Source organism: Bradyrhizobium manausense, assembly GCF_018131105.1.
Taxonomy (GTDB): domain Bacteria; phylum Pseudomonadota; class Alphaproteobacteria; order Rhizobiales; family Xanthobacteraceae; genus Bradyrhizobium; species Bradyrhizobium manausense_B.
The window spans coordinates 1,210,710-1,236,743 of record NZ_JAFCJI010000002.1 but is presented as its reverse complement, the minus strand read 5'-3'; the positions used below and the strand labels follow the sequence as shown (position 1 = coordinate 1,236,743).

At 65.1% G+C, this 26,034-nt stretch carries 29 protein-coding genes and 1 tRNA gene; 23 read left to right on the top strand and 7 right to left on the bottom strand.

Annotated features, from left to right (window positions below; all coding sequences use genetic code 11):
• Both phnE (JQ631_RS26170) and phnE (JQ631_RS26165) read left to right on the top strand, forming a co-directional pair.
• The gene (gene phnE, locus JQ631_RS26170) at nucleotides 1-885 is read left to right on the top strand and encodes a phosphonate ABC transporter, permease protein PhnE (protein WP_212331113.1); all 885 of its coding nucleotides are present in this window, start codon (nucleotides 1-3) and stop codon (nucleotides 883-885) included.
• The gene (gene phnE, locus JQ631_RS26165; protein ID WP_212331110.1) at nucleotides 882-1,730 is read left to right on the top strand and encodes a phosphonate ABC transporter, permease protein PhnE; all 849 of its coding nucleotides are present in this window, start codon (nucleotides 882-884) and stop codon (nucleotides 1,728-1,730) included. The genes phnE (JQ631_RS26170) and phnE (JQ631_RS26165) overlap by 4 nt, the downstream gene beginning before the upstream one ends.
• Before the next feature lie 167 nt (nucleotides 1,731-1,897).
• Here the strand turns inward: phnE (JQ631_RS26165) and phnF are convergent, their stop codons facing one another.
• On the bottom strand, nucleotides 1,898-2,626 hold the full coding sequence (gene phnF / locus JQ631_RS26160; protein WP_212331107.1) for a phosphonate metabolism transcriptional regulator PhnF: 729 nt from the start codon (nucleotides 2,624-2,626) through the stop codon (nucleotides 1,898-1,900).
• Between the two features lie 120 nt (nucleotides 2,627-2,746).
• Here phnF and phnG point away from each other — a divergent pair, with 120 nt between their 5' ends.
• From phnG to JQ631_RS26115, 9 genes are read left to right on the top strand one after another with little or no spacing between them, the layout of a single operon-like run.
• On the top strand, nucleotides 2,747-3,208 hold the full coding sequence (phnG, locus tag JQ631_RS26155) for a phosphonate C-P lyase system protein PhnG (RefSeq protein ID WP_212331105.1): 462 nt from the start codon (nucleotides 2,747-2,749) through the stop codon (nucleotides 3,206-3,208).
• A gap of 4 nt (nucleotides 3,209-3,212) precedes the next feature.
• Nucleotides 3,213-3,821 (top strand): phosphonate C-P lyase system protein PhnH, encoded by a 609-nt coding sequence (gene phnH / locus JQ631_RS26150; protein WP_212331102.1) that lies wholly within the window; start codon nucleotides 3,213-3,215, stop codon nucleotides 3,819-3,821.
• A 4-nt stretch (nucleotides 3,822-3,825) separates the two neighbouring features.
• Nucleotides 3,826-4,941 (top strand): carbon-phosphorus lyase complex subunit, encoded by a 1,116-nt coding sequence (locus tag JQ631_RS26145; protein ID WP_212331099.1) that lies wholly within the window; start codon nucleotides 3,826-3,828, stop codon nucleotides 4,939-4,941.
• Nucleotides 4,938-5,834 (top strand): alpha-D-ribose 1-methylphosphonate 5-phosphate C-P-lyase PhnJ, encoded by an 897-nt coding sequence (locus JQ631_RS26140; RefSeq protein ID WP_212331096.1) that lies wholly within the window; start codon nucleotides 4,938-4,940, stop codon nucleotides 5,832-5,834. The genes JQ631_RS26145 and JQ631_RS26140 overlap by 4 nt, the downstream gene beginning before the upstream one ends.
• Nucleotides 5,827-6,624, top strand: coding sequence for a phosphonate C-P lyase system protein PhnK (phnK, locus tag JQ631_RS26135; protein ID WP_212331093.1), 798 nt, complete (start codon nucleotides 5,827-5,829; stop codon nucleotides 6,622-6,624). Before JQ631_RS26140 ends, phnK begins: the two co-directional genes overlap by 8 nt.
• Nucleotides 6,625-6,646: 22 nt before the next feature.
• Entirely contained in the window at nucleotides 6,647-7,345 is a 699-nt protein-coding gene (gene phnL, locus JQ631_RS26130) for a phosphonate C-P lyase system protein PhnL (protein ID WP_212331089.1), read from the top strand.
• Between the two features lie 12 nt (nucleotides 7,346-7,357).
• A complete protein-coding gene (locus JQ631_RS26125; RefSeq protein WP_212331086.1) occupies nucleotides 7,358-8,515 on the top strand; it encodes an alpha-D-ribose 1-methylphosphonate 5-triphosphate diphosphatase in 1,158 nt (385 codons plus the stop codon).
• Nucleotides 8,512-9,108: a phosphonate metabolism protein/1,5-bisphosphokinase (PRPP-forming) PhnN gene (gene phnN / locus JQ631_RS26120; protein WP_212331083.1), complete on the top strand. Its 597-nt coding sequence runs from the start codon at nucleotides 8,512-8,514 to the stop codon at nucleotides 9,106-9,108. Before JQ631_RS26125 ends, phnN begins: the two co-directional genes overlap by 4 nt.
• A gap of 23 nt (nucleotides 9,109-9,131) precedes the next feature.
• Nucleotides 9,132-9,743, top strand: coding sequence for a pyridoxamine 5'-phosphate oxidase family protein (locus JQ631_RS26115; RefSeq protein WP_212331052.1), 612 nt, complete (start codon nucleotides 9,132-9,134; stop codon nucleotides 9,741-9,743).
• A gap of 177 nt (nucleotides 9,744-9,920) precedes the next feature.
• Here JQ631_RS26115 and JQ631_RS26110 read toward each other — a convergent pair whose 3' ends face one another.
• Genes JQ631_RS26110 through JQ631_RS26100 form a run of 3 tightly spaced genes read right to left on the bottom strand, consistent with a single transcriptional unit; the run spans nucleotide 9,921 to nucleotide 12,768 of the window.
• Entirely contained in the window at nucleotides 9,921-10,655 is a 735-nt protein-coding gene (locus JQ631_RS26110) for an SDR family NAD(P)-dependent oxidoreductase (RefSeq protein WP_212331049.1), read from the bottom strand.
• A 30-nt stretch (nucleotides 10,656-10,685) separates the two neighbouring features.
• Nucleotides 10,686-11,468, bottom strand: coding sequence for an alpha/beta fold hydrolase (locus JQ631_RS26105; RefSeq protein WP_212331034.1), 783 nt, complete (start codon nucleotides 11,466-11,468; stop codon nucleotides 10,686-10,688).
• A 4-nt stretch (nucleotides 11,469-11,472) separates the two neighbouring features.
• Nucleotides 11,473-12,768, bottom strand: a complete 1,296-nt coding sequence (locus tag JQ631_RS26100) for an O-acetylhomoserine aminocarboxypropyltransferase (protein WP_212331031.1) — start codon at nucleotides 12,766-12,768, stop codon at nucleotides 11,473-11,475.
• 281 nt (nucleotides 12,769-13,049) lie between these two features.
• Between JQ631_RS26100 and JQ631_RS26095 the strand changes: the two genes are divergently transcribed.
• Nucleotides 13,050-14,759 carry a methyl-accepting chemotaxis protein gene (locus JQ631_RS26095; protein ID WP_212331029.1) on the top strand — a complete coding sequence of 570 codons (1,710 nt, stop codon included), beginning with the start codon at nucleotides 13,050-13,052 and terminating at the stop codon, nucleotides 14,757-14,759.
• 108 nt (nucleotides 14,760-14,867) lie between these two features.
• Here JQ631_RS26095 and JQ631_RS26090 read toward each other — a convergent pair whose 3' ends face one another.
• The gene (locus JQ631_RS26090) at nucleotides 14,868-15,872 is read right to left on the bottom strand and encodes an LLM class flavin-dependent oxidoreductase (RefSeq protein WP_212331026.1); all 1,005 of its coding nucleotides are present in this window, start codon (nucleotides 15,870-15,872) and stop codon (nucleotides 14,868-14,870) included.
• Between the two features lie 269 nt (nucleotides 15,873-16,141).
• On the opposite strand from JQ631_RS26090, the gene JQ631_RS26085 reads away from it, so the two are divergent.
• The 3 genes from JQ631_RS26085 to JQ631_RS26075 are packed head-to-tail and all read left to right on the top strand — an operon-like array spanning nucleotide 16,142 to nucleotide 17,783.
• On the top strand, nucleotides 16,142-16,645 hold the full coding sequence (locus JQ631_RS26085; RefSeq protein ID WP_212331023.1) for a peptidase associated/transthyretin-like domain-containing protein: 504 nt from the start codon (nucleotides 16,142-16,144) through the stop codon (nucleotides 16,643-16,645).
• An 11-nt stretch (nucleotides 16,646-16,656) separates the two neighbouring features.
• Nucleotides 16,657-17,265, top strand: a complete 609-nt coding sequence (locus JQ631_RS26080) for a ferric reductase-like transmembrane domain-containing protein (protein WP_212331020.1) — start codon at nucleotides 16,657-16,659, stop codon at nucleotides 17,263-17,265.
• A gap of 59 nt (nucleotides 17,266-17,324) precedes the next feature.
• Nucleotides 17,325-17,783, top strand: coding sequence for a Crp/Fnr family transcriptional regulator (locus tag JQ631_RS26075; RefSeq protein WP_212331018.1), 459 nt, complete (start codon nucleotides 17,325-17,327; stop codon nucleotides 17,781-17,783).
• Nucleotides 17,784-18,813: 1,030 nt separating this feature from the next.
• Here the strand turns inward: JQ631_RS26075 and JQ631_RS26070 are convergent.
• Nucleotides 18,814-18,888, bottom strand: a tRNA-Thr gene (locus JQ631_RS26070).
• 313 nt (nucleotides 18,889-19,201) lie between these two features.
• Here JQ631_RS26070 and JQ631_RS26065 point away from each other — a divergent pair.
• The 5 genes from JQ631_RS26065 to JQ631_RS26045 all read left to right on the top strand — a co-directional run bounded on the left by JQ631_RS26065 (nucleotide 19,202) and on the right by JQ631_RS26045 (nucleotide 23,112).
• On the top strand, nucleotides 19,202-19,390 hold the full coding sequence (locus JQ631_RS26065) for a hypothetical protein (protein WP_212331015.1): 189 nt from the start codon (nucleotides 19,202-19,204) through the stop codon (nucleotides 19,388-19,390).
• A gap of 27 nt (nucleotides 19,391-19,417) precedes the next feature.
• Nucleotides 19,418-21,124 (top strand): FAD-dependent oxidoreductase, encoded by a 1,707-nt coding sequence (locus tag JQ631_RS26060; RefSeq protein WP_212331012.1) that lies wholly within the window; start codon nucleotides 19,418-19,420, stop codon nucleotides 21,122-21,124.
• Nucleotides 21,125-21,249: 125 nt separating this feature from the next.
• Nucleotides 21,250-21,558 carry an EthD family reductase gene (locus JQ631_RS26055; protein ID WP_212331009.1) on the top strand — a complete coding sequence of 103 codons (309 nt, stop codon included), beginning with the start codon at nucleotides 21,250-21,252 and terminating at the stop codon, nucleotides 21,556-21,558.
• A gap of 191 nt (nucleotides 21,559-21,749) precedes the next feature.
• Nucleotides 21,750-22,259 carry a hypothetical protein gene (locus JQ631_RS26050; RefSeq protein ID WP_212331006.1) on the top strand — a complete coding sequence of 170 codons (510 nt, stop codon included), beginning with the start codon at nucleotides 21,750-21,752 and terminating at the stop codon, nucleotides 22,257-22,259.
• A gap of 28 nt (nucleotides 22,260-22,287) precedes the next feature.
• On the top strand, nucleotides 22,288-23,112 hold the full coding sequence (locus tag JQ631_RS26045; protein ID WP_212331003.1) for an alpha/beta fold hydrolase: 825 nt from the start codon (nucleotides 22,288-22,290) through the stop codon (nucleotides 23,110-23,112).
• 9 nt (nucleotides 23,113-23,121) lie between these two features.
• Here the strand turns inward: JQ631_RS26045 and JQ631_RS26040 are convergent, their stop codons facing one another.
• Entirely contained in the window at nucleotides 23,122-23,775 is a 654-nt protein-coding gene (locus JQ631_RS26040; protein ID WP_212331001.1) for a TetR/AcrR family transcriptional regulator, read from the bottom strand.
• 84 nt (nucleotides 23,776-23,859) lie between these two features.
• Here JQ631_RS26040 and JQ631_RS26035 point away from each other — a divergent pair, with 84 nt between their 5' ends.
• From JQ631_RS26035 to JQ631_RS26025, 3 genes are all read left to right on the top strand, one after another.
• Nucleotides 23,860-24,798: an SDR family oxidoreductase gene (locus JQ631_RS26035; RefSeq protein WP_212330998.1), complete on the top strand. Its 939-nt coding sequence runs from the start codon at nucleotides 23,860-23,862 to the stop codon at nucleotides 24,796-24,798.
• A 20-nt stretch (nucleotides 24,799-24,818) separates the two neighbouring features.
• On the top strand, nucleotides 24,819-25,478 hold the full coding sequence (locus tag JQ631_RS26030) for an NAD(P)H-binding protein (RefSeq protein ID WP_212330983.1): 660 nt from the start codon (nucleotides 24,819-24,821) through the stop codon (nucleotides 25,476-25,478).
• Nucleotides 25,479-25,567: 89 nt separating this feature from the next.
• Complete coding sequence (locus JQ631_RS26025; protein ID WP_212330980.1) at nucleotides 25,568-26,017, top strand: DUF2948 family protein; 450 nt, start codon at nucleotides 25,568-25,570, stop codon at nucleotides 26,015-26,017.
• Nucleotides 26,018-26,034 lie beyond the last annotated feature (17 nt).

Below are 26,034 nucleotides of genomic sequence, written 5' to 3'. Positions count from 1 at the left end.
ATGACCGTTGCGGTTTCGCTTCTCCCCGAGCAGCAGCTTGCTGTCCTCAATGCCGCTTACCGCAAGGCGGTGGCGCGCAAACGCCTGCGCCTGCTGGCGGGCCTCGTCGTCTTCGTCGCCGCGCTGATCGTGGTCTCGATCGGTGCCGAGGTGAACCTGCGCACGCTCTTCACTTATTTCGGCCATTTCGTCAGCTATTTCGACCGCATCTTCACCCTCGATAGCGGCCAGCGGGTTTGGATCAATTTTGGCGAGTGGTTCTGGGGCTGGCACAAATGGCTCAGGCTGCTCGGCGAGACGCTGCTGATCAGCTATGTCGGCACCCTGATCGGTGCGGTCCTCGCCTTCGGCCTCAATTTCTTCGCGGCCGAGAACACCTCGCCTGCGACGTGGCTGCGCTTCACGGTGCGGCGCCTGCTCGAATTCGCCCGCACGGTGCCCGGCATCGTGTTCGCGCTGATCTTCGTCATCGCCTTCGGCCTCGGGCCGATGGCCGGCGTGCTCGCGATCGCGATCCACTCCACCGGGGCGCTCGGAAAGCTGTTCTCCGAGATCGTCGAGAACGCCGACATGAAGCCGGTCGAGGGCATCCGCTCAACAGGCGCGAGCTGGATCTCCTGCATGCGCTTTGCGATCCTGCCGCAGGTCTCGGCGGGCTATGCCAGCTACGCGCTGCTGCGCTTCGAGATCAATGTGCGCGAGGCGTCCGTGATGGGCTTTGTCGGCGCCGGCGGCATCGGGCAGGAACTGATCGTCGCGATCCGCAAGTTCTACTACTCCGACGTCAGCGCCATCCTCGTCACCATCATCGTCACGGTCTTCCTGATCGACATCACGACCGGCTGGGTCCGCGGCCGCCTGTTCGGCAAGGAGGCGCGGAAATGAGCAAGCCGCAGGACGTGAACACCGCGGAGCTCCGCGCACGCTATCCCGATGTCTTCGACCGCCCGACGTCGTCGCGGCTGGCGACGCCAATGGTGCTCGCTGCTGCCCTCGCGATCTTCCTGTTCGGCCTCGTCGATCTTGATTTCTCGCCGTCGCGCTTCATCTCGGGGCTGAGCCAGCTCGGCTGGATCAGCATGATGATGATCCCGCCAGATCCCGGGTCGTCCTTGCCGCTCTATCTGAGGGCGCTGGGCGAAACCCTGTCGATCGCGCTGCTGGGTACCACGCTGGCTGCGCTGATGGCGCTGCCGGTCAGCCTGCTTGCGGCGCGCAATGTCGTGCCCTCGATCTTCCTGCGTTTTCCGGTGCGGCGCTTCCTCGATTCGATCCGCGGCGTCGACACGCTGATCTGGGCGCTGGTGTGGATCAACGTGGTCGGCCTCGGCCCGTTCGCCGGCGTGCTCGCGATCGCGGTGTCGGATTTCGGTGCGTTCGGCAAGCTGTTTTCGGAGGCGATTGAAAGCGCCGACCAGAAGCAGGTCGAAGGCATCCGTGCCTCCGGCGGCAGTGCACTACATGAGATCCGCTTCGGTCTGATGCCGCAGGTGCTTCCCGTCATCGCCGGTCAGGTGCTTTATTTCATCGAGTCGAACACACGCTCGGCCACCATCATCGGCATCGTCGGCGCCGGCGGCATCGGCCTCCAGCTCGCCGAGCAGATCCGTGTGCTGGAATGGCAGAGGGTGTCGTTCCTGATCCTGATGATCCTGGTCGCGGTCGCCGCGATCGATTTCATCTCGGGCAAGCTGCGCTTTGCGATTATCGGGCGCAGGGCGGTAGCCTGAGTTTCTGTCTTGCCTTCTCCCCTTGTGGGAGAAGGTGGCGCGAAGCGCCGGATGAGGGGTTCTCTCCGCGCATTCGGATAAGAGTTGGGCCCGCGCAGAGAACCGCTCACCCGTCTCGCGGCTCCGCGGCGAGCCACCCTCTCCCGCAAGGGGGGAGGGGAAGAAGCCTACGGCTCCACTAAAAACTCCACCCGCTCGGCTGCAAATCGCGAGTGCTTGGTCACCAGCGGTTTGCCTTCGAGATCGAGGTCGGTCGCATCGACCACCAGGATCGGCCGCCCCAGCGGCAGGTCGAGCCGCGTGGCATCGGTGGCGTCGACGATGCCGGCGGTGATCCTGGTGGCGCCGCGGCGATAATCGCGGATCCCGTAATGCTCGAGCATCTTCGTCATCGAGCGCGTCTCGGCGAACACCGTGCCCGCGCCCGGAAACCGCTCTGCCGAGAGCCAGGTGGTGGAAACGCAGATCGGCGTGCGGTCCGCGAGGCGAATGGCCTCGATCCGCACCAGTGGCGCGCCGGTCTTCAATCCCAGCTCCCGTGCGAGTTCGCGGGTTGCGACATCGTCTGACGCCTCGATCAACCGGCCTTGCGGCTCGCGGCCTTCGGCGCCGACGATCTCGGAAAAGCGCGTGCGAGAGCGCAAGGGATAAGCGAGCTTCTGCGCCTCGACATAGGTTCCGCTGCCGCGCTCGGCGCGCACGATGCCGCGTTCGGCCAGCGCCGCCAGCGCGCGCCGCACAGTGTGCCGATTGACGCGATAGGTCTCGGCGATCTCCATCTCGCCCGGCAGCTTGTCGCCCGCGGCAAACCGGCCGTCGGCGATGCCGCGCTCGATGCCGTCGGCAACGAGGCGCCACAGCGCGACGCCCGAAGAGGCGGTGTCCTGCATGCTCATGTCGGCGATCAGCCTAGCCCGGAAATCACACGCTTGTCACGAAACAGTCATGGCGCGTCCGTATCAAGTTGTCTATTATCATAGACAACTTGAATTCGGCAAGTTCTCTGGAAAAGTTCGGTGGATTCGGTGACCCAGCACAACACCCAAGCCCAGCGCCAGGCCGCCATGGCCGTGCTGGCGCACGCGGAGGCGGGCGAGATCGCCGCCCGCCTCCGCACGATTGCCTTGCCCGGCCATCAGGATTTGCGCGCACCGGAAAACGGTCTGGTGATGTTGCGTGGCCGGGTCGGCGGCGACGGTGCGCCGTTCAATCTCGGCGAAGCCACGGTGTCGCGCGCGGCGGTGCGGCTCGCGAGCGGTGAGGTCGGCTTCGGCTACACGCTCGGCCGTGACGGCGAGAAGGCGCGGCTGATCGCGCTATGCGATGCGCTGGTGCAATCGCACGATTTCAGTGCCGCCGTCGAGCGCGACGTTATCGCACCGTTGCGCGAGCAGCTTATGGTCCGGCGCAGCCGTGCGGCCGAAGAGACCGCGGCGACGAAGGTTGATTTCTACACCATGGTGCGCGGTGAGGGGTGAGGCCATGACCACGATTGCGGAATTGCCGCCAGGGTTCGCCGACAAGGTGTTGTCGGCGCAATCGACCTTTCGCTCGGTCATGGACGCGATGGCGCGGCCGGGCTCGGTCCAGCGCATCGTGCCGGTGGCGGGAGCGCCTGATACGATGATGCGCGGTACCGCCGCGATCGCGCTGACGCTGTTCGACCACGACACGCCGCTCTGGCTCGATGCGCGGATGGCGGAAAGCACCGACGTCCTGAAATGGCTCAAGTTCCACACCGGTGCGCCGGTGGTGCAGGATACGTCGATCGCATCATTCGCGCTGGTCAGTGACGGCGGTGCGTTGCTTCCGCTCGAGCGCTTTGCGCTCGGCACCAACGAATATCCCGATCGTTCGACCACGGTGATCATTCAGGCCGACAGCCTGGATTCAGGTCGCGGTTTCGAGCTGCGTGGCCCCGGCATCGATGGCGTCGCGACGCTCCATGCCTCGATCAAGCCGTTCGACCTGTTCGAGCGCCTGCGTGTCAACGAGACGCTGTTTCCGCGGGGAATCGACGTGGTGCTGGTCGCCGATGATGCCGTGGTCGCGATCCCGCGCACCACGCGTGTCGTGAGCAAGGGAGGCTAGAGGCATGTATGTCGCAGTCAAAGGCGGCGAACGCGCCATCGAGAATGCCCATCGGCTGCTCGCCAATATCAGGCGCGGCGACCAAGGCGTTGCGGAAGTCTCCCTGGACCAGATCTCGGAGCAACTTGGACTCGCCGTCGACCGCGTCATGAGCGAAGGCTCGCTTTATGACCGCGAACTCGCGGCGCTCGCGATCAAGCAGGCACGTGGTGATCTGATCGAGGCGATATTCCTCGTCCGCGCCTTCCGTGCCACCTTGCCGCGCTTCGGCAACAGCGAGCCCGTCAACACCGGTGCGATGCGTGTGCAGCGGCGGGTGTCCGCGACCTTCAAGGACATTCCGGGTGGCCAGATCCTCGGGCCGACCTTCGATTACACGCATCGCCTGCTCGATCCCTCGCTCGCCCAGGGCTTTGTACCTGAAGCGCCGGCGATATCGGAGGCTTCGACCACGGCGACGCCGCGCGTAACCGACATTCTTGGCCGCGATGGGCTGATCGAATCCTCGCCTCAAGCCGAAGAGGGCGCCAGCGTCGGCGACCTCACGCGCGAGCCGCTGAACTTCCCGGCGGACCGCGACTTGCGACTGCAAAACCTCGCGCGTGGTGACGAAGGGTTTTTGCTGGCGATGGGCTACTCCACCCAGCGCGGCTATGGCCGCAACCATCCCTTCGTTGGCGAGATTCGCTTCGGTGAGGTGGAGGTCGAGTTCGCCGCCGAAGACGTCGGCTTTGCCGTGCCGCTCGGTTCGATCGAGCTCACGGAGTGCCAGATGGTCAACCAGTTCAAGGGCTCGGCGACGGAAGCGCCGTGCTTCACCCGCGGCTATGGCCTGGCTTTCGGCCAGAGCGAGCGCAAGACCATGTCGATGGCCCTGGTCGATCGTGCTCTACGTGCCCGCGAGCTCGGTGAAGAGGCGCTGGCCCCGGCGCAAGATGAAGAATTCGTATTGTCGCATTCGGACAACGTCCAGGCGACCGGCTTCGTCGAGCATCTGAAGCTGCCGCATTACGTCGACTTCCAGTCCGAGCTCGGCCTCTTGCGCAAGCTGCGCAAGGAATTCGCCGAAGCGTCCACTGAAGCCAACGCGCCCGGTGCCATGAAGGAGGCCGCGGAATGAACGCGCCCTCCTACAACTTCGCTTATCTCGACGAGCAGACCAAGCGGATGATCCGCCGCGCGATCCTGAAGGCGATCGCGATCCCCGGCTATCAGGTGCCGTTCGCCAGCCGCGAAATGCCGATGCCCTATGGCTGGGGCACCGGCGGCGTGCAGGTCACCGCTGCGATCCTCGGGCCGCAGGACGTGCTGAAGGTGATCGACCAGGGTTCGGACGACACCACCAACGCGATCTCGATCCGCAAATTCTTCGCCAAGACCGCCGGCGTTGCCACGACGACCTCGACTGACGAGGCGACCGTGATCCAGACCCGCCATCGCATCCCCGAGACGTCGCTGCACGCGAACCAGGTGCTGGTCTATCAGGTGCCGATCCCGGAGCCGCTGCGCTTCCTCGAGCCGCGCGAGACCGAGACGCGGCGCATGCACGCGCTTGCCGAATACGGCCTGATGCATGTGAAGCTGTACGAGGACATCGCTCGCTTCGGCCACATCGCGACCGCCTACGCCTATCCGGTGAAGGTGAACGCGCGCTACGTGATGGACCCGTCGCCGACGCCGAAATTCGACAATCCCAAGATGGACAATTGCCCGGCGTTGCAATTGTTCGGCGCCGGCCGCGAGAAGCGCATCTATGCGATCCCGCCTTATACCCAGGTGGTATCGCTCGATTTCCAGGATCACCCGTTCGAGCCGTATCGCTTCAACGCGCCTTGCGCGCTGTGCGGCGCCGAAAACTCCTATCTCGACGAGATCGTCACTGACGACAAGGGCAGCCGCATGTTCGTCTGCTCGGACACCGATTATTGCGAGGGACGTCAGGCCGACGGCCATCACGGCAGCATGAGCGCTGCGCCCTACAAGGACAAGGCGCAAGGTGAAGCAAATGGCTGATCAGGATCTGCTCGAAACCGATCAGCCATTGCTGGTTGCTGATAGCCTCAGCAAGTCCTACGGCCGCATCGCGGCCTGCCGCGACGTGTCGTTCTCGCTCTATCCCGGCGAAGTGCTGGCGATCGTCGGCGAGTCCGGCTCCGGCAAGTCGACGTTGCTGCAACTCCTTTCGGGCCAGCTCGCCGCGAGCGCCGGGCAGGTGTCATACCGGATGCGCGATGGCGTCACCCGCGATCTCGCGGCGCTCGGCGAGGCTGAGCGGCGCCTGCTGTTTCGTACCGATTGGGGCTTTGTGCATCAGGATTCGGCGCAGGGTCTGCGCATGGCGGTCTCGGCCGGCGCCAATGTCGGCGAGCGGCTGATGGCCGTGGGCTGGAACCATTACGGCCGCATTCGCGAGTCGGCTTCCGACTGGCTCACGCGGGTCGAGATCGACGTCGCGCGCATCGACGATGCGCCGCGCACCTATTCGGGCGGCATGCGCCAGCGCCTGCAGATCGCGCGCAACCTCGTCACCGGGCCGCGGCTGGTGTTCATGGACGAGCCGACAGGTGGACTTGATGTTTCAGTGCAGGCCCGCCTGCTCGACCTCCTGCGCAACCTCGTCGCCGAATTGCATCTCGCCGTCGTCATCGTCACCCACGATCTCGCGGTCGCGCGCCTGTTGTCGCACCGCGTGATGGTGATGAAGGGCGGTCGCGTCATCGAAACAGGTCTCACCGACCAGGTGCTGGACGATCCGCGCGAGCCCTATACGCAACTCCTGGTCTCCTCGATTCTGCCGCCATAAGCTTTTCAAAATGAGTTCTCCGATGACCGCCATGATCGAAATCGCCGACGCCAACAAGACCTTCACGATGCATCTGCAGGGCGGCATCGAGCTGCCGGTGGTGCGCGGCGTGACCTTCCAGGTCGAACCCGGTGAATGCGTCGTGCTGTCGGGGCCATCGGGCGCCGGCAAATCGTCGATCCTGAAGATGATCTTCGGCAATTACCGCTGCGACTCCGGCCGCATCGGCATTCGCCATCGCGGCGAGGTGATCGACCTCGCCACCGCCGAGCCGCGTCAGATCCTCAATGTCCGCCGCGCCACCATCGGCTATGTCAGCCAGTTCCTGCGGGCCGTGCCGCGCGTCGCGACCATCGACGTCGTTGCCGAGCCTTTGATCGTCAACGGCATGGGGCGCGCTGATGCACAGGCGCGCGCCGGCGAACTGCTGCACCGACTCAACATACCCGAAAGACTCTGGCAGCTTCCGCCCGCGACCTTCTCCGGCGGCGAGCAGCAGCGCGTCAACATCGCGCGCGGCTTCATCTCGGACCTGCCGATCCTGTTGCTGGACGAGCCGACCGCGTCACTCGATGCTGCCAACCGCGCCGTCGTGGTCGAACTGGTCGCCGAGAAGAAACGCCGGGGCGTGGCCATGGTCGCCATTGTCCATGACGACGAAATCCGCCATTTGATTGCCGACCGCATCGTCGATGTCACCAACTTTGCCGCCGCGGCCTGAAGGAAGAGGGACATGAACGCCAAGCCGAAGGATACCGTGATCGCCAACGCCAGGATCGTGCTGGCGGACCGGGTGATCGAGCAGGGCTGGCTTGCTCTTGCGGACGGGCGCATTGCCGAGATCGGCGAGGGCAGGGCGCCCGCGGGCGCAGAGGACGCCGGCGGCGATCTCATCATGCCCGGCCTGATCGAGCTTCACACCGACCATCTCGAAGCGCATTACGTGCCGCGGCCGAAGGTGTTCTGGAATCCTGTTGCGGCCGTGGTCTCCTATGACGGTCAGCTCGCCACCTCGGGCATCACCACCGTGTTCGACTCGCTTCGGGTCTGGCGCGAGGACGGCGCCGAGGAAGTCGACGGCCGCGCCGGGGTGCTTGCCGCAGCGATCACGACCGCACGTGACTCGCAGCTGCTGCGCGCCGATCATTTCCTGCATCTGCGCTGCGAGATCCCGATGCCGAGCGTGGTCGAGGAAGCCAAGGAGCTGATCGACCGGCCCGACGTCAAGCTGATGTCGCTGATGGATCACACGCCTGGCCAGCGCCAGTTCCGCGATGAAGTGAAGCTGCGCGACTATTACCGCGGCAAGGGCGGCGGCAAGACCGATGCCGAGCTCGATGAGCTCTTCGCAAAGCGCTTCGAGTACCAGAAGCTCTATGCGCCGACCAACATGCGCGAGATCGTGGCGCTGGCGCATCAGTACAGGATTCCGCTCGCGAGCCATGACGATACCACCGAGGAGAACGTCGCGGATGCCGTGCGTGACGGCGTCGCGGTGGCGGAGTTCCCGACGACGCTGGAGGCTGCACGCGGTCTGCACGAAGCGGGCATCGACATCCTGATGGGCGCGCCCAACGTCGTGCGCGGCGGCTCGCATTCCGGCAACATCGCCGCGGTCGATCTCGCCCGCGAAGGCCTGCTCGACATCCTGTCGTCGGACTACATTCCGTCCAGCCTGCTGATGGGCGCGCTGCAATTGCCCGAACATGCGCCCTCGATCAGCCTGCCGGCGGCCGTTCGCACCGTGACGAAGGCGCCCGCCGACGCGGTCGGCCTCACCGATCGCGGCGAGATCGCGATCGGCAAGCGTGCCGATCTGATCCGCGTGCACGTTGCCGGCAGCGTTCCCGTGGTTCGCAGCGTCTGGCGCGAAGGGGGCCGTGTCGCATGAGCGATACCGTCGTGACGGCAAGGGACGCGGCGGCTGCGATCGGGCCCGGGCGACTGGTGCTCGTGGTCGGCCCGTCCGGCGCCGGCAAGGATACGCTGCTGCGGCTGGCGCAGGCGGCCTGTATCGACGATCACGACATCGTCTTCCCGCGTCGTGTCGTGACGCGTGCGTCCTCTGCCGACGAAGACAACATTGCGCTGAGCCCCGACGAATTCGCCCGCTCGCGTGATCACGGCGATTTCGCCGTGCAATGGGATGCGCACGGGCATTCCTATGCGCTGCCGCTGGAGATCAACGACGACATCCGTGCCGGGCGCGCCGTCGTCGCCAATGTCTCGCGCACGGTCATCGCTACGTTGCGCCAGGCCTACGCCAATGTCGTCGTGGTCGCGATCACGGCGCCGCCGGACGTGCTGGCGCAGCGCCTCGCCGCCCGCGCGCGTCACAGCGACGGCAATATCGCCGAACGGCTCGCGCGCAGCGTCGATGACGCATCGGCCAATGCCGATGTCACCATCCTCAATGCGGGCAGCGCGGAGTATCACAGCCGCCACCTCCTGCGCGTGATCAGGAACGAATGCTGGCGCGAGTAGCTGGTGGAACAGGAGAGAGCGGAATGTGTGTGATCGAAACGGTCGAACAGCTGGAAGCCATCTACGGCGCCACCAACGACGCCTCGACCGTGAAAGTTGCCGACCACGTCACCCCGCTCTATCGGATCTTCATCGAGAAGGCGCCGTTCGCCGCGCTCGCCACCATCGGTCCTGAAGGCATCGATTGCTCGCCGCGCGGCGATCTTCCCGGCTTCGTCCGCATCCATGATCCCAGGACGCTGATGCTGCCGGATCGCCGCGGCAACAACCGGGTCGATTCCCTGCGCAACATCGTGCGTGACCCCAGGGTGTCGCTGATGTTCCTGATCCCGGGCTCGGGCAACGCGGTGCGCGCCAACGGCCGCGCGCATCTCTCGATCGATCCGGAGCTGCTTGCCTCGTTCAAGGTCGAAGGCAAGGCGCCGCGCAGCGTCATGGTGATGAACGTGGACGAGATCTATTTCCAGTGCGCCCGCGCCATCGTCCGCTCCGACCTCTGGAATCCCGACAAGCGCATCGACCCGAAGACGCTGCCGACACCGGGCCAGATCCTCGCCGAGATGAGCGCGAACAAGGTCGGCGGTGCGGAGTATGATCGCATCTGGCCCGAGCGCGCCGCCGCGACGATGTGGTGAGTACCTTACCCTCTCCCCTTGCGGGAGAGGGTGGCTCGCCGCGGTAGCGGCGAGACGGGTGAGGGGTATCTCTCCGCGAGTACGTCTCTCACGATCTGCATTCGCGGAGAGATACCCCTCATCCGGCGCTTCGCGCCACCTTCTCCCGCAAGGGGAGAAGGAAGATGAGTCCGCCTCTCAATTAAACGCCATCCCGCCACTCAGCGCGATCGTCTGCCCGGTCATGTAGGCGTTGTCGACGAGCAGCATCACGGCTTTCGCCACCTCGTCCGCGGTGCCGAAGCGGCCGAGCGGGATGCGGCTGACGAGTTGCGGCTGGCCGCTCATCATGTCGGTCTCGATCAGCGAGGGCGCCACCGCGTTGACGGTGATGCCTTCCTTCACCAGACGCGCCGCATAGCCGCGCGTGAGGCCTTCCATGCCGGCCTTGGAGGCATTGTAATGCGGCCCGATCGAGCCGGCGCCGCGTGCGGCACCCGAGGAGATGTTGACGATGCGGCCCCATTTCCGCGCACGCATCGACGGCAGCACCGCCTGCGTGCACAGGAACACGGACTTCAGATTGACCAGGATGGTGCGGTCGAAATCGTCCTCCGTGAGATCGTCGACGCCGCGCGTGATGGCGATGCCGGCATTGTTGACGAGAATGTCGATCGGCCCGAGCGCGCCCGTGACGCGTTCGGCCATGTCAGTCACCGCCTCGCGTTGCGAGACGTCGGCCGCCACGACGATGGCACGTCCACCCTGCCGGCCGATCTCGCCTGCCAGCTTCTCGGCCTGCCCGATCTGCTCGCGGCAGTTGATCGCGACGGCCGCGCCAGCCTCAGCCAGCGCCCTGCAAACCGCCGCGCCAATCCCGCGCGAACCGCCGGTGACGAGTGCCGTCCGCCCTTTCAAGGTCTCGCTGCCCATGGGATCTCCGATCGATCCTGATTGATTCGTTCAGCCTTTCAACGCCACCAGCAGTTCATCCGGGCGCTCGGCCATGATCATGTGTCCGGCGCCCGGCACCACCACCGTCTTCGCGTGCGGGATGGCGGCAGCAAGCGCCTTGCCGGCTTTCATCGGTGTCATCATGTCGCGTTCGCCGAGGATGAGCGTCGTCGGCACCTTCACGCTTGCAGCGGCCGTGAGCGCGTTTGCATAGGCATTGCAGGCCGACAGATCCCTGAACAGCACGCCCGGCTCGCAATGCTTGAGCACGGCCTGCGCGCCGCCATGCATCCACAGGCCCGGCGCGAGGCTGCCGCCGAGCTCGGCCTTGAAGCCGAGGCCCCAGATCGAGACCATATCGTTGGCGTCCTGCTCATTGGCTTCGGCGGCCTTCAACAGATCCGGGCCAACGGTCATCGTCGCGGCGGTGCCGATCAGGCTCAGCGCGGACACCTTGTCGGGGTGACGCGCCGCGGTCTCCAGCGAGATCAGCGATCCCATGGAGTGGCCGATCAGGTGCGCCTTGGCGCTGCCGGCCGTATCGAGCAGCGCCGCGGTCCAGTCGGCCATCTCGGCGATGCTTCCGAGCGAGGGCCCGGCCGAACGGCCATGGCCGGGCAGATCAGGCGCCAGCACGCCAAAGCCGTGATGGGCGAACCAGCGCGTATGCAGCGCCCAGGTCGAATGGTCGAAACCGGCGCCATGGATGAAGACGACCGTCGGCAGGGACTTGTCGAATTCGCGGCCGCCGGTTGCGGCAAACACCTCAACACCGTTGACGGAGAGCTTCATCGGGTCAAACCTTCTGCGAGATGCGCAGCGCCTGCGCGAGATCGTCGATGATGTCGCCGGCGGTCTCGATGCCGACAGAGAGCCGCACCAGCTCCTCGCCGATACCGGCGGCCTTGAGCTGCTCGGCATCCATCTGCTGATGCGTGGTCGAGGCGGGGTGGATCACCAGCGTCTTGGCGTCGCCGACATTGGCGAGGTGGCTGATCATGCGCAGCGACTCGATGAACTTGCGGCCCGCGGGCCGGCCGCCCTTGATGCCGAACGAGACGATCGAGCCCGCGCCGCGCGGCAGCAGCGTCTTGGCCAGCTGATAGTCGGGGTGGTTCTCCAGCGAGGGATGCAGCACCCAGTCGACAGCCTTGTTGGATTTCAGCGCCTCCAGCACGGATAGCGTGTTCTGCATGTGCCGGTCCATGCGCACGCCGAGCGTCTCGACGCCCTGCAGGAGCTGAAACGCATTGGTCGGCGACAGGCAGGCGCCGAAATCGCGCAGGCCCTCGGTGCGCGCGCGCATGATGAAGGCCGCCGTGCCGAATTGCTCGTCGAAGACGATGCCGTGATAGCCGCCATAGGGCTCCGTCAGCACGCCGAATTTGCCGGACGCCCGCCAGTCGAAGCGGCCGCCGTCGACGATGGCACCACCGATCGCGATGCCGTGGCCACCGATCCATTTGGTCGCCGAATGCATGACGATGTCGGCACCGAGCTCGATCGGCCGGCTGAGATAGGGCGTGGCGAAGGTGTTGTCGATCAGCAGCGGAATCCCTGCTTCATGCGCGATCGCCGCGACTTTGGGAATGTCGAGCACCTCGAGCCCGGGATTGCCGATGGTCTCGCCGATCACAAGCTTCGAGTTCGGCTTGATCGCTTTCCGGAATGCATCGTGATCGCGCGGCTTCACGAAGGTGGTGGTGATGCCGAAGCGCGGCAGCGTGTGCGCCAGCAGGTTGATGGTGCCGCCATAGAGCGAGCTCGACGCCACGATGTGATCGCCGGCGTTCAGCAGCGTCGCGATGGCCAGATGCAGCGCGGCCATGCCGCTCGCGGTGCAGATCGCGCCGACGCCGCCCTCCAGCGCCGCGAGCCGCTCCTCCAGCACACCGGTCGTCGGGTTGGAGATGCGCGTATAGATGTGCCCGGCGCGCTCCAGATTGAACAGCGCTGCGGCGTGATCGGAATCCTGGAAGACGTAGGACGTGGTCTGGTAGATCGGCACCGCCCGGGCCCCGGTCACGGGATCCGGATGCTGGCCCGCATGCAGGCTCAGGGTCTCGAAGGCAGGCGGTTTGGGCGCGGGCATGCGTGGCCTCGTTGGTCGGTCGGCGATGGCGCTCTTGTGCCATAAAAACGCTGGTGACGTCAGCCCATTGACAGCGTCGAAGGGGCGCACAGGGCTTGGCACTCGCGCCGCTCGCGCTGGTGGGCGGGGCCCAGTTTAAGCCTTCGATAACGCCCGCGTCGCCTTCGTGGCGCAAATGAGTTCCTTAACGAATCGCCTCTAATTTGCGCATTCCCACCTCGTGATGGCTTGTCGCCTTATCCTTAAGGTGCGCGCCGCCCAACAAAACCCGAAGAGGCAGAATGCCGGCTCTCAAGGATCTGTTTTCGCTGCGCTCGATCGGCGCCAAGCTCGCGCTCATGACGTTGGTTGCCGCGATCTGCATGGCTCTGGTCGCTTCCACGATCCTGTGGCTGGCACGCAATCAGCTCGTCAACGAGCGGGTCGAGAAGGCGCATGCTGCCGTCGATATCGTCTGGAACCTGGCCGATGGCTACTACAAGGCCTACAAGGCCGGGCAGATGACCGAGGAAGAAGCCAAGAAGCGCTTCCAGGAAGCCAATAATTACGTCTGGTACGAGGACCACAGCAACTACGCCTACATCTACGATTACGAGACGGGCCTTTGCGTCTCCAATCCCGGCATTCCGCAATTCGTCGGCAAGGACATGCGTCCGAACAAGGACGCCGACGGCAATTTCTTCGCCGTCACCCTGATGGGCATCGCGAAGAAGGGGCAAGGCACACTGCGCTATTCGTTCCGCCGCAGCGGCTCCGATCCGACCCCGCTGGCGAAGGTGGCCTTCACCCGCGGCTTCGCGCCGTGGAATCTGATGATCGCTTCGGCCGAGTACATGTCGGAGGTCGACAATTCCTTCTGGTCGATGGCGCAGACGGCCTCGATCGTCATTGCCGTCCTGATGCTGATCTCGATCATGATCGCCTGGGCCGTCGGCCGCAGCGTGGTCAAGCCGCTCACCGGCCTGAAGGAGCGCATGGCCTCGCTCAGCGCCGGTCAGCTCGATGCGCCCGTCGCTCATGCCGATCGTCGCGACGAGATCGGCGAGATGGCGCGCACGGTGCAAGTGTTCCGCGACGCCATGATGGAGACCAATCGTCTCCGCGAGGAGCAGGCCGCTGCCGAGCAGCGCCAAGGCGAAGCGCGCAAGGTCGACATGAACCGGCTCGCCGATCAGTTCGAGCGCGAGGTCGGCGAGATCATCGAGCTGGTCTCGGTCGCCGCCGGCCAGCTCGAGACATCGTCGACGACGCTGTCGAAGACCGCCGACACCGTCTCACAGGTCTCCAGTCGCGCCTCGACGGCATCGGGCGAAGCCTCGGCCAACGTGCATTCGGTCGCCGCAGCGAGCGAGGAGCTTGCCTCCTCCATCGGTGAGATCTCCCGCCAGGTCGAGACCTCGGCGCGGATCGCGGGCGAGGCCGTCAGCCAGGCGCAGAAAACCGACACCCGCATCAGCGAGCTGTCGCAGGCCGCCAGCCGCATCGGCGACGTCGTCGATCTGATCCAGACCATCGCCGGCCAGACCAATTTGCTGGCGCTGAACGCGACCATCGAGGCCGCGCGCGCAGGTGAGGCGGGCCGCGGCTTCGCAGTCGTCGCGTCCGAGGTGAAGTCACTGGCCGAGCAGACCGCGAAGGCGACCGGTGAGATCAGTCAGCAGATCGCCGACATCCAGTCGGCGACGCGCGACTCGGTCGCGGCGATCAAGGAGATCGGCGCGACGATCGGCAAGATCTCTGAGATCTCGTCCGCGATCTCGGCTTCGGTCGAGCAGCAGGGCTCCGCCACGCAGGAGATTTCCCGCAACGTGCAGCGCGCTGCCGAAGGCACCTCTCAGGTCGAGACCAGCATCGCCGACGTGCAGCGCGGTGCGTCCGAGACCGGCGGTGCCTCCGCCCAGGTGCAGTCGGCCGCGCAGTCGCTGGCGGGCGAGAGCGCGCGCCTCAAGCGCGGCGTCGCCAGCTTCATGAGCTCGATCAGGGCGGCGTAAGCGACGCTTCTCAAGGATCGCCGTCATGGCCGGGCTTGTCCCGGCCATCCACGTTCTTGGCGTGAAGATGAAAGGCGTGGATGCCCGGGACAAGCCCGGGCATGACGACTAGGCAGCCGCCCTCGCCAGCCGATCCCGTACCTCGGCCGCGATCTCGAACGAGCGCAGGCGCGCGGCGTGATCGTAGATCTGCCCCGTCGTCATCAGCTCATCCGCCGCGGTGTCGGCGATCAGCGCCTTCAGCTTGTCTTCGACAGCGGCGGGCGAGCCGACGGCGGAGCAGGCGAGCGACTGGGCCACGCCGGCCTTCTCGGCCGGCGACCACAGCACGTCCATATCGTCGACCGGCGGCGGCAATGGGCCCGGCGTGCCGCGGCGCAGATTGATGAACTGCTGCTGTAACGAGGTGAACATGCGCTGCGCCTCGACGTCGCTGTCGGCGGCGAATACGTTGACGCCGACCATCGCATAGGGCTTGTCGAGCTGCGCCGAGGGCTCGAACCGCGCGCGATATTCGCGCAGCGCCGGCATCATCATCTGCGGCGCAAAATGCGAGGCGAACGCGAAGGGCAATCCCAGCATGGCCGCGAGCTGGGCGCCGAACATGCTGGAGCCGAGGATCCACAGCGGCACGTTCGTCCCCATGCCCGGCACGGCGCGGATGGCCTGGTTCGGTTGCACGTCACCGAGCAGCGCCTGCAGTTCCAGCACGTCATGCGGAAAGTTCTCGGCAGCCGTTGCAAGGTCGCGCCGCATCGCCCGCGCGGTGAGCTGGTCGGTGCCCGGCGCACGTCCGAGCCCGAGATCGATCCGCCCGGGATAGAGCGACTCCAGCGTGCCGAACTGTTCGGCGATCACAAGTGGCGAATGATTCGGCAGCATCACGCCGCCGGAGCCGACGCGGATCGTCTTCGTGCCGCCCGCGACATGCCCGATCACTACCGACGTCGCCGCGCTCGCAATCCCCGTCATGTTGTGATGCTCGGCCAGCCAGAAGCGTTTGAAACCCAGGGCTTCCGCATGCCGGGCGAGATCGAGCGAATTGCGAAACGCTTGCGCGGCGTCGGAGCCCTGCTTGATGGGAGCGAGGTCGAGCACGGAGAAGGGGATCATGAGAGAGCTACCGGAGTGGAAGGGCTGCGTGTCTGGAAGCAAGACATGTAATGTCACCGCGTAGGATGGGTAGAGCACTTGCGAAACCCATCATGTCTCCTCACCAGAAACTTTGATGGGTTTCGCTTCGCTCTGCCGATCCTGCGAGCCGGTTGCCCGCTTCACAACTCTGTTATAGCGCCCCGTCGCGCCCGTCGTCTTGGCTGTGCGTTTCGTGCTTGATGTTGTATCCTCGGGCAAACAACCGCACGGTTGCCAGGAGGACAGACATGACCCTTGTCGTACTCAACCGCCGCAACCTCCTCATTGCCGGTAGCTCCGTCCTTGCATCGGGCGTTTTGGGCGCCGGGGCTTCCGGGCTCCTGCTGCCTGCGCATGCGGAAGGTCTTGCGCCGACGGAATCGATGACCGGTGGCGCAAACAACTACCGCAAGGGCGCGCCGATCGTGGAGCGGATCGGAAAAGGCGGCTTCGTGATGAGCGGCACCGTGCGTCGCGCCGGCGACGGTGCGCCGCTGGCCGGGCAGCGCATCCAGATCTGGGCGCACACGGTCGAAGGCCAGGAGCACGAGCCGCAGAGCCACGGCGCCACGCTGACCGACAAGGACGGTGCGTTCCGGCTCGAGATGCCGCAGATCATTCCGATCTTCGGCCAGCCGCACGGTCACCTCGCCTATGACAGCGGTGAGTTCAAAACCGTCTTCCTGCGGCCGATCATGCGGAGCCCGAAAGAAACCAGCCTCGAGGCGCACTTCGTGCTTCAGCCGACCTGACCGCGTTGCAAGTGCAGAGCTGGAAATCCCTGATCTGGTCTGCCCTTGCTGTCGCCATCGGCGTGCCCGTCGCGCTTGCTGCGACGAGCGAGCAGCTCGCGTGGCGCGGCCCGGTCTACATCCTCGCCGGATTCGCGGGGATTGTGGCCCTCGCTCTGGTGCTGGTACAGCCGCTGCTGATCGGCGGGTATCTGCCGGGCCTTTCGGCCTATCGTAACAGGCGCGCCCATCACTGGATCGGTGGCGCGCTGGCTCTGGCCGTGGTGATCCACGTCGCCGGCCTCTGGTTCACCAGCCCGCCCGACATGATCGATGCGCTCACCTTCGCCTCGCCGACGCCGTTCTCCCCCTTCGGCGTGATCGCGATGTGGGCCATCGTCGCGGTTGCGCTGCTGGCGGCTCTCCGCCGGCGGCTTGGCCTGCGCCTGAAAACCTGGCGCATCGTCCATATCCCGCTCGCAATCGTCATCGTCGCATGCAGCGTGATCCATTGCCTGCTGATCGAGGGGACGATGGAGACGATCTCGAAGGCGGCGCTCTGCGCGCTGGTCCTGTTGGCCACGATCAAGGTGATGGTCGACCTCTGGCGAAAGCGGGCATTGCGGGGCGAGAGGGCGTAGGCTTGATCCCATCCCGCCGGCCGATTGCCGCCGTTGTCGATGGAAGATATCCTCGCGCCATGACCGTGAGCACCCCCGATCTGAAAGCGTTCCTGCTCGCCACGCCGTTCTTCGGCGGCCTCGCGGACGCAAGTCTCGACCTCCTGATTTCGATGCTGGTCGAGCGTCCCTTCGATGGCGGCGCGACTGTCGTGGCCGAAGGCGAGCCGGGACGCTCGATGTTCATCGTCAAGTCCGGCCGGCTTGCGGTCAGCAAGCGGGCGGAGTCGGGGAGCGTGATCCCGATTTCGGTTCTGGAGCCGGGCGATTTCTTCGGCGAAATGACGCTGATCGAAATGCAGAACCGTTCCGCCACGGTGGTCGCGGAGTCTCCGACCGTGCTCTACGAGCTGACCGCCCAGAAGCTCTATGCCTGCTACAAGGCCGACATCCACGCCTATGTGATCGTGCTGCAGAACATCAATCGCGAGCTGTGCCGCCGGCTGCGTCGCGCAGACGATCGGTTCACAGGGCACTAGGCGGGCGAAGAAATCGATAGAGACGCAGGATCGGGTGAGCCTCGCTCCCTCCGGGCTACGCCGCTACAGCAGCGCCAACGAGTGCAGCGAGTTTCTGTGAAAGCCGAAGGCAATCAAGCCGGCGAGAAGCAACGCAGTCCCGGCCACGATCAGGCAACACGCAATCACTATTGGAGCCTCTGGTTCGTCTTCAATGACGAAGACGATAATGGATAAAATTTTACCGACAATCGAAAGGAAGAATTAACCTTACCTGCGGGGTCCAAACGGCAAGAGCCTCGGCATCAAGTCTTTGGATATGTCGACTGCTTGTGCTTGCCATGCACGCCGATTGCCCGTCGGGCAAAACACCCGGTTTCCCGCACATCGCCGTCAACCCTCCTCCATAAAAATATTCCACTTTACCGAAATTCGGAATTGCGGCATTCTCTCGCCATCCCGGCCCGAGGAGAGGGGCGATCGTACGTCGTCACGAACGTGGGCCGGGGATGCGGTGGACGCGGCAGCGCCGGCGCGGATGCGAGGGCAGGGCGGGCAGAGGATTGAGCCGAACCCCGTGAGCCCGAGCAAGCCGTGGCGAACGAACGGCGCCTGTATCCGAAGACGCTTTGGGCTCGAGCCGGCCGTGTCCGGCGAAGCCCACAGGGCGGAGACGGAAACGCTGCGTACGGCAAAACCGTGTGGTCCCGGCCGTCGTCGCTACGGTCAAGTCTTGCGGAGGCGGCACTGGCGTCAACCGGCGCGGTGTCGGTGAATTCCGTGAGGCGACGGAGGCAAAGGGAATTCGTCTCCGGGGAGAGCGCGGCATAAGCCGTCCAACCATCGCGCAGGGAAGGCCGAGTGTTCGGCGTCACCTGTATGCTGCTGTGCGGTCTCCTTGCGCTACACCTTCGCGCAGCGGACCGCGGGTGCCCGTCGGCACCCGGTCTTCCCTGCGCCCTCTTCAAACGAGGAGGGCAATGGCACGCGCAAAACTCGGGCGTCCAGTGCCGCGAGAATGCCGATCCGTGCTTGCTTCAAGAAGATGAAATGGTGCTGCCAGACAGGATTGAACTGTCGACCTCTCCATTACCAATGGAGTGCTCTACCACTGAGCTACGGCAGCAATGCTGGGGTAAGAATCGGCCGCCACAGGGGCCTACCAAGCGGGCCGATATCTGCCACAGGCCTCCCCGCTGTGCAAGCTTGCAAGGACGGCCAAAACGAGAAAATCGGGACGATATCGGGGATTATACGGCTGTTTGGCCCGGAAATGACCGGCTTTCCGTCGATTTTGGTTCCGCGTCCCCCACCAACTGGCCAGTTGGCCGCTGCGGCGGATTCGACCCATTTTGGATTTCGCACGATCGGGACCATCGGGGCCTCTTGAGCTGCCGCAATCCCTGGGCATGTTATCGCCACCGCTGTATGGACCCGTGATGGCTGACGAGAACGACAAGACCGCGAGACAGGACCGCACATCGCGGGACGACCGCCTGAAATCGGCGCTGCGGGAGAACCTGAAGCGGCGCAAGGCGCAGGCGCGCGAGCGCGCCGCAAGCGCCGACCCCTCGCAAGATGGCGATGGTTCCCTAGATGAGGGGACCGCCGGCAAGGCCGGCAGCTAGAATTTTTTGGAGTGCGTGAACGTGGCCATGGGGCAGAACGAACAGGATCAGATCGGCAAGGACGCGCAGATGGCGCGTTTCACCCGCCCCGAACAGACCTTTCCCGCGCTGACGTCAGCCGAAATCGAGCGGCTCAGGCATTTCGGCGAGCTCCGCACCTACAGGGACGGCGAACTGCTGTTCGAGACCGGCAAGCCGGGGCCGGGCATGTTTGTCGTGCTGAAGGGCCATGTCGCCATCACCCAGCGTGACGGTCTCGGTCATGTCACCCCTCTGATCGACCAGGGCCCCGGCCAATTTCTGGCCGAGCTCAGCCAGCTCTCCGGCCGTCCGGCGCTGGTCGATGGCCGCGCCGAAGGCGAGGTCGAGACGCTGCTGTTGCCCCCGGAGCGCCTGCGCGCGCTGCTGGTTGCCGAGGCCGAACTTGGCGAGCGCATCATGCGCGCGCTGATCCTGCGCCGGGTCAATCTGCTGCAGGCCGGCGTCGGCGGTATCGTGCTGATCGGCCCGTCGCATTCGGCCGGCGTGGTGCGGCTGCAAGGCTTCCTCACCCGCAACGGCCAGCCGCATCATCTGCTTGATCCCGAGCGCGACCGCGACGCCGCCGAGGTGATCGCGCGCTATTCGCCGAAGCCCGAAGATTGGCCGCTGGTCGTCACCCCTGACGGCGCGGTGCTGCGCAATCCCAGCGAGACCGAGGTTGCACGCGCGATCGGCATGATCGGCGGCCCGCGCAACGACCGCATCTACGATGTGGCGATCGTCGGCTGCGGCCCGGCAGGGCTGGCGACTGCCGTGTACGCGGCGTCCGAAGGGCTTTCGGTCGCCGTGCTCGATATCAGAGCCTTCGGTGGCCAGGCCGGCGCCAGCGCGCGCATCGAAAACTATCTCGGCTTTCCGACGGGCATTTCAGGACAAGCTCTGACCGCGCGCGCGTTCAACCAGGCGCAGAAATTCGGCGCGGATATCATGATTCCGGTGACGGTGAAGTCGCTTGATTGCACGCGCAAGGACGGTGCGTTCGCTGTCGCGCTCGACGGCAACGATGCCTTGCGTTCGCGCTCGATCGTCGTCGCAAGTGGGGCACGCTATCGCCGGCCTGAGATCGAGAACCTCGACAAGTTCGAGGGGCGTGGCGTCTGGTACTGGGCCTCTCCGGTCGAGGCGAAGCTGTGCGCTGGCGAGGAAGTGGCGCTGGTCGGCGCCGGCAATTCGGCCGGGCAGGCTGCGGTGTTCCTGTCGGGGCACGCCAGACGCGTGTTGATGATCATCCGCGGCGGGGGTCTGGGCGCCAGCATGTCGCGCTATCTGATCGAGCGGATCGAGGCGACCCCGAACATCGAGCTGCTGTTCAACACCGAGATCTCCGCGCTCGAGGGCGACGAGGCCTCGCTGCTGCGGCGCATTCGCTTGAAGAGCCGCCTGTCTGATGACGAAGAGACCGCCGACATCAAGAATCTCTTTCTGTTCGTCGGCGCCGATCCCGCCACCGGCTGGCTCGACGGCTGCGGCGTCACGCTCGATCGCGGCGGCTTCGTCGTCACGGGCGCGCAGTCCGAGCTGAATCAGGGCAGGCTGGTGGCGCCGCTCGAGACCTCCGTGCCCGGCGTCTACGCCGTCGGCGACGTCCGCTCCGGCTCGGTCAAGCGCGTCGGCGGCGCCATCGGCGAAGGTGCGCAGGTCGTGGCCTCCCTCCACGGCTATCTTGGCGACGCCGCAAAACCGGCGCTTTAGTCAAGGATATGACAAGCGGACGGCAAGTCGAATGTGACTTGCCATCTTGCCGTGTGATGCCTGACTATCACCCGGCCGCGAGGGCAATCGCGCGTGGAAAACAAGGATTCACCAGGGAGGACTAAATGGCCGAACTCGTCGTGCTCTACAAGACGCCCAAGGACGCCGCCGCCTTCGACAAGCATTATGCCGAGACCCACATTCCGCTCGCGAAGAAACTTCCCGGCCTGAAGAAATACGCCGTCAGCACCGGCGCGGTCGGCTCGCCCGCCGGACCGTCAGGCGTTCACCTCGTCGCCATTCTCTCGTTCGACAGCGTGGGCGACATCCAGAAGGCTTTCGGCAGCGAAGCGGGCAAGGCGGCCGCGGGCGACGTAGGCAAATTCGCCACCGGCGGCGCCGACCTGCTGATCTTCGACACCAAGGTGGTGTGAAGACCCGATTCAACTTTCGTCGAAAGCTGCCGACGTTTGTGACAGCGCTGCAAAAAATTCAGTCATGCATTTGTCGATTCGCACGATGATGCATGGCTGGACGCGCATGTGTGATCGTGCCGCATGTGGCAATTCGATGAGGACCATAATATCAATCTTCCGATCTCGATGCAGAGAGTAGGAGAGATGTCATGGTTCTCGGAATGAGCCTGCAAGCCTTCACACTGGTCCATGTCGTCATCAGCCTGATCGCGATCGCCGCCGGGCTCGTCGTGATGTTCGGGCTGCTGGGCTCGAAGCCGATGCCGGGCCTCACCGCGATCTTCCTGCTCTTCACCATCCTGACCAATGCGACGGGTTTCCTGTTTCCGTTCAAGGAACTGCTGCCCTCCTACATCATCGCCGGAATCTCGCTGGTGCTGCTCGCGATCGCCTGCATCGCGCTCTACGGCATGAAGCTCAAAGGCGCGTGGCGGCCGATCTACATCGTGACCGCGATGATCTCGCTCTATTTCAACGTCTTCGTGCTGGTGATCCAGTCGTTCCTGAAAGTGCCGGCGCTCGCCGCGCTCGCACCGGCCGTGCCGCCGGCGCCGCCGTCGGGTCCGGTGTTCGCCGTCGTGCAGGGTGTCGTGCTGGTGTTCTTCGTGCTGCTGACCATCGGCGCCTGGCGCCGCTACAGGCCGATGGCGTTCGCCTGATCGTTTTCCGAACTTCAGGGAGTCCCCAATGCCTATGATCACCACCAAGGACGGCGTCGAGATTTTCTACAAGGATTGGGGCTCGGGCCAGCCGATCGTGTTCAGCCATGGCTGGCCGCTGTCGTCCGATGACTGGGACGCGCAGATGATGTTCTTCGTCACCCGCGGCTATCGCGTCATCGCCCATGACCGCCGCGGCCATGGCCGCTCGACGCAGGTCGCCGACGGTCACGATATGGATCATTATGCCGACGATCTCGCGGCGGTGACCGCGCATCTCGATCTCAAGAGCGCGATCCATGTCGGCCACTCCACCGGCGGCGGCGAGGTCGTGCATTACATCGCCCGTCACGGCGAATCTCGTGTGGCGAAGGCTGCGATTCTTTCAGCGGTGCCGCCGCTGATGGTGAAGACCGAAGCCAATCCCGGCGGCCTGCCCAAGGACGTGTTCGACGGCTTCCAGACCACGCTCGCCGCCGGCCGCTCGGCGTTCTACCGCGACGTCGCAGCCGGCCCGTTCTATGGCTACAACCGTCCCGGCGCGAAACCGTCGGAAGCGGTGATCCAGAACTGGTGGCGCCAGGGCATGATGGGCGGCGCGAAGGCGCATTACGACGGGATCGTCGCGTTCTCGCAGACCGACTTCACCGAGGATCTGAAGAAGATCAACGTGCCGGTGCTGGTGATGCATGGCGACGACGACCAGATCGTGCCCTACGCCGATTCCGCGCCGCTGTCGGCCAAGCTGCTCAAGAACGGCACGCTGAAAACCTACAAGGGCTTTCCGCACGGCATGCCGACCACGCACGCCGAAACCATCAACGCGGATCTGCTCGCGTTCTTCAAGAGCTGAGGGACGCGCTCACTCCAGGATCGCCCGGATCGCATCGAAGGTCCGTTTGACGAACGCTTCCGGCTTGTCGCGCGTGCCTTCGCTGAGCCAGCTCTCGCCGCCGACGCGCATTGCGCCGGTGGCGATCATGGCGACGAGCCGGGCCTTCAGCCGATCCGATTTGCGGCCGGAGCGTTGCGCAAGACCATCCGCCAGCGCGCGCTCCAGCTTTTCGTATTTGAGCTGGTCGCGGGCCTGAAGCGCGGGATTGTCGCGCTTGAGCCGCGACATGGCCGCCGCCTCGGTCGGATCGATCCGCTTGATCGCCGTGGCGATGGCGTTCTCGGCCGCCGTCAGCATGGATTCGTCCGCTGGCCGGGCAAGAATTTCGGTGACCAGTGCCGCCTGGGCATCCTCCTGCCAGGCGGCAACCACGTCCTCCTTGGAGGCGAAGTAGTGGAAAAAACTCCGCCGCGACATGTCGGCCGCATCGGCGATATCGTCGAGGGTCGTGGCCTCGAAGCCGCGCTCCAGGAACAGCGCCATCGCCGCGCGCTTCAACCGCTCGCGGGTCTCCTGCTGCTTGCGCTGGCGCAGGCCGGGGCCGGCAGCGGCTTTTGTCCCTGCCGGCAATGGCTTGGCGCTTGTCCTGACCGATTTCGCGGCGGGCTTCGAAACCTTCAAATGATTTCACCTCTTGCAAACTTGCACTCAGTGCACATTTAGACCCGTCGCGGGCCTCGTTCCAGCCCCGACCGGAGATATGGCATGACCGACTGGACCACGGCAGACATCCCCTCGCTCAGCGGCATGACCGCCGTCGTCACTGGGGCAACCGGGGGCCTCGGCTACGAGACGGCGCTGGCGCTGGCGGGCGCCGGAGCTTTCGTCATACTCACCGGACGCAACGACGCAAAGGGCTTGAGGGCGATCGAGGGCATTTGCGAACGATTTCCCAACGCCCTGATCGCCTATGAGCCTCTCGACCTAGCCAGCCTGTCCTCAGTCGCCGATTTCGCCCGGCGCTTCGCCGCCAGCAACGACCAGCTCGACCTCCTCGTCAACAATGCCGGCGTGATGGCGCTGCCGAAGCGGCAGCAGACCGAGGACGGTTTCGAGATGCAGCTCGGCACCAACTATCTCGGTCATTACGCGTTGACTGCTCGTCTGTTGCCGCGGCTTCGCCGCGCGAAGGCGCCCCGGATCGTCAACCTCTCGAGCCTTGCCCATCGCTCCGGTGCGATCAATTTCGACAATCTTCAGAGCCAGCGATCCTACCGTCCCTGGCGCGCTTACTGCCAGTCCAAGCTCGCCATGCTGATGTTCTCGCTCGAATTGCAGCGGCGCAGCGATGCGTCCGGTTGGGGCTTGAAGAGCATTGCCGCTCATCCCGGCTATGCGCGTACCGACCTCATTTCGAATGGTCCGGGCGCGAACACCTTGCAGTGGCGCGTGGGCCGGTTGCTCCAGCCGTTGATGAGCCAATCCGCGGCCGAAGGCGCGCTACCGACGCTGTTCGCGGCGACCTCCTCTGCTGCGGAGCCCAGCGGCTATTACGGCCCGAACGGGTTCTACGAATTGAAGGGCCCGCCCGTCGCGGCGCGGATCATGCCGCAGGCGAAGGATTTCGCGTCGGCCGCCATGCTGTGGGATGTCTCGGCGACGTTGACGGGTGTATCTTTCGATGAGATCGCGGCCGCTGCATGAGCCGCGGTGGGGACGTCCCGATGCGTGTCATTATTTTCGGCGCGACCGGCATGGTCGGGCAGGGTGTGCTGCGCGAGTGCCTGGTCGATGCCGGTATCGAGCGCGTGCTCGTGGTCGGGCGCAGCCCGACCGGCGTGCGGAACGCCAAGCTGACCGAGATCGTCCACGGCGATTTCACCGACTATTCGCCGATCGAAGCGCAACTCACCGGCTATGACGCCTGCTTCTTCTGCCTCGGCGTTTCCTCGATCGGCATGAACGAAGAGCGCTACCGCCATCTCACTTACGACATCACGCTCGCGGCGGCGACGACGCTGGCGCGGCTCAATCCGCAGATGACATTCACTTATGTTACCGGCGCCGGCACCGACTCCACCGAGCAGGGCTCGCGAATGTGGGCGCGCGTCAAGGGCAAGACCGAGAACGATCTGCTCAAGCTTCCGTTCAAGGCCGCCTACATGTTCCGTCCCGGCGCGATCCAGCCCTTGCATGGAATCCGCTCAAAGACGGCCTGGGTGCAGGCGGTCTATGACGTGACGTGGCCCTTGTGGTCGGTGCTGCGCCGGATCTCGCCGGGGCTCGTCACCTCGACCGAGCAGATGGGCCGCGCCATGATCCACGTCGCCCGGGTCGGCTATCCCCGCCGAGTGCTGGAGATGAGGGATATCAATAGCCTCTAGTCCGTCGTCCCCGGGGCCGCTAGTTTGCGCGGAAATTTCGGCAGGCCCGCGCGTTGAGCCGTATCAGCCCCCGAGGAGAAGTGTTGGTGATGTCTCCCCAGCTCAAACTGATTGCGCTCGATGCCGACGATCTCGCCGTGATCTCGACCCATGTGCAGGATGCCCGCGTCCAGCCGTCCGATATCATCTGGCGGCAGGGCGAGAAGCGCCTGGTGGTCGGCATGAGCCGGCTGGACTGGGAGCAGACACTGGCGGGCGAGACCGAGCCGCGCCGGCTGGTCTCAGCGCTCCGCTTTGACCGCGTGCTCGCCTGCAAGTCGCGCAATATCGATCTCGCGACACCCGAGGCGGTCCTGGACCTCGTCGGCATCGAATTTCATCCCCGGGACGGTCACGACGAAGAGCCTGGCGGCAGCGCGCTGTTGCTGTTCGCCCAAGGCGGCGCCATCCGGCTCGACGTCGAATGCCTGGAATGCGAACTGACGGATCTGGGGACGGACGAACTGGGAACAGGGCTGGCGATCGAGGGGGAGGCGTGAGGTCGCCTGTATACCAG

Bases quoted from the DNA above. Each gene is read 5' to 3' on its own strand.
- JQ631_RS26095 (WP_212331029.1), top strand. From the start codon at position 13,050: ATGCCGGCTCTCAAGGATCTGTTTTCGCTGCGCTCGATCGGCGCCAAG.
- JQ631_RS26145 (WP_212331099.1), top strand. From the start codon at position 3,826: ATGTATGTCGCAGTCAAAGGCGGCGAACGCGCCATCGAGAATGCCCAT.
- JQ631_RS26100 (WP_212331031.1), bottom strand. From the start codon at position 12,768: ATGCCCGCGCCCAAACCGCCTGCCTTCGAGACCCTGAGCCTGCATGCG.
- JQ631_RS26065 (WP_212331015.1), top strand. From the start codon at position 19,202: ATGGCTGACGAGAACGACAAGACCGCGAGACAGGACCGCACATCGCGG.
- JQ631_RS26125 (WP_212331086.1), top strand. From the start codon at position 7,358: ATGAACGCCAAGCCGAAGGATACCGTGATCGCCAACGCCAGGATCGTG.
- JQ631_RS26110 (WP_212331049.1), bottom strand. From the start codon at position 10,655: ATGGGCAGCGAGACCTTGAAAGGGCGGACGGCACTCGTCACCGGCGGT.
- JQ631_RS26045 (WP_212331003.1), top strand. From the start codon at position 22,288: ATGCCTATGATCACCACCAAGGACGGCGTCGAGATTTTCTACAAGGAT.
- JQ631_RS26140 (WP_212331096.1), top strand. From the start codon at position 4,938: ATGAACGCGCCCTCCTACAACTTCGCTTATCTCGACGAGCAGACCAAG.
- JQ631_RS26050 (WP_212331006.1), top strand. From the start codon at position 21,750: ATGGTTCTCGGAATGAGCCTGCAAGCCTTCACACTGGTCCATGTCGTC.
- JQ631_RS26025 (WP_212330980.1), top strand. From the start codon at position 25,568: ATGTCTCCCCAGCTCAAACTGATTGCGCTCGATGCCGACGATCTCGCC.
- phnH (WP_212331102.1), top strand. From the start codon at position 3,213: ATGACCACGATTGCGGAATTGCCGCCAGGGTTCGCCGACAAGGTGTTG.
- phnN (WP_212331083.1), top strand. From the start codon at position 8,512: ATGAGCGATACCGTCGTGACGGCAAGGGACGCGGCGGCTGCGATCGGG.
- phnF (WP_212331107.1), bottom strand. From the start codon at position 2,626: ATGAGCATGCAGGACACCGCCTCTTCGGGCGTCGCGCTGTGGCGCCTC.
- phnE (WP_212331113.1), top strand. From the start codon at position 1: ATGACCGTTGCGGTTTCGCTTCTCCCCGAGCAGCAGCTTGCTGTCCTC.
- JQ631_RS26090 (WP_212331026.1), bottom strand. From the start codon at position 15,872: ATGATCCCCTTCTCCGTGCTCGACCTCGCTCCCATCAAGCAGGGCTCC.
- JQ631_RS26030 (WP_212330983.1), top strand. From the start codon at position 24,819: ATGCGTGTCATTATTTTCGGCGCGACCGGCATGGTCGGGCAGGGTGTG.
- phnE (WP_212331110.1), top strand. From the start codon at position 882: ATGAGCAAGCCGCAGGACGTGAACACCGCGGAGCTCCGCGCACGCTAT.
- JQ631_RS26115 (WP_212331052.1), top strand. From the start codon at position 9,132: ATGTGTGTGATCGAAACGGTCGAACAGCTGGAAGCCATCTACGGCGCC.
- JQ631_RS26060 (WP_212331012.1), top strand. From the start codon at position 19,418: ATGGGGCAGAACGAACAGGATCAGATCGGCAAGGACGCGCAGATGGCG.
- phnK (WP_212331093.1), top strand. From the start codon at position 5,827: ATGGCTGATCAGGATCTGCTCGAAACCGATCAGCCATTGCTGGTTGCT.
- JQ631_RS26085 (WP_212331023.1), top strand. From the start codon at position 16,142: ATGACCCTTGTCGTACTCAACCGCCGCAACCTCCTCATTGCCGGTAGC.
- phnL (WP_212331089.1), top strand. From the start codon at position 6,647: ATGACCGCCATGATCGAAATCGCCGACGCCAACAAGACCTTCACGATG.
- JQ631_RS26105 (WP_212331034.1), bottom strand. From the start codon at position 11,468: ATGAAGCTCTCCGTCAACGGTGTTGAGGTGTTTGCCGCAACCGGCGGC.
- JQ631_RS26035 (WP_212330998.1), top strand. From the start codon at position 23,860: ATGACCGACTGGACCACGGCAGACATCCCCTCGCTCAGCGGCATGACC.
- JQ631_RS26055 (WP_212331009.1), top strand. From the start codon at position 21,250: ATGGCCGAACTCGTCGTGCTCTACAAGACGCCCAAGGACGCCGCCGCC.
- JQ631_RS26075 (WP_212331018.1), top strand. From the start codon at position 17,325: ATGACCGTGAGCACCCCCGATCTGAAAGCGTTCCTGCTCGCCACGCCG.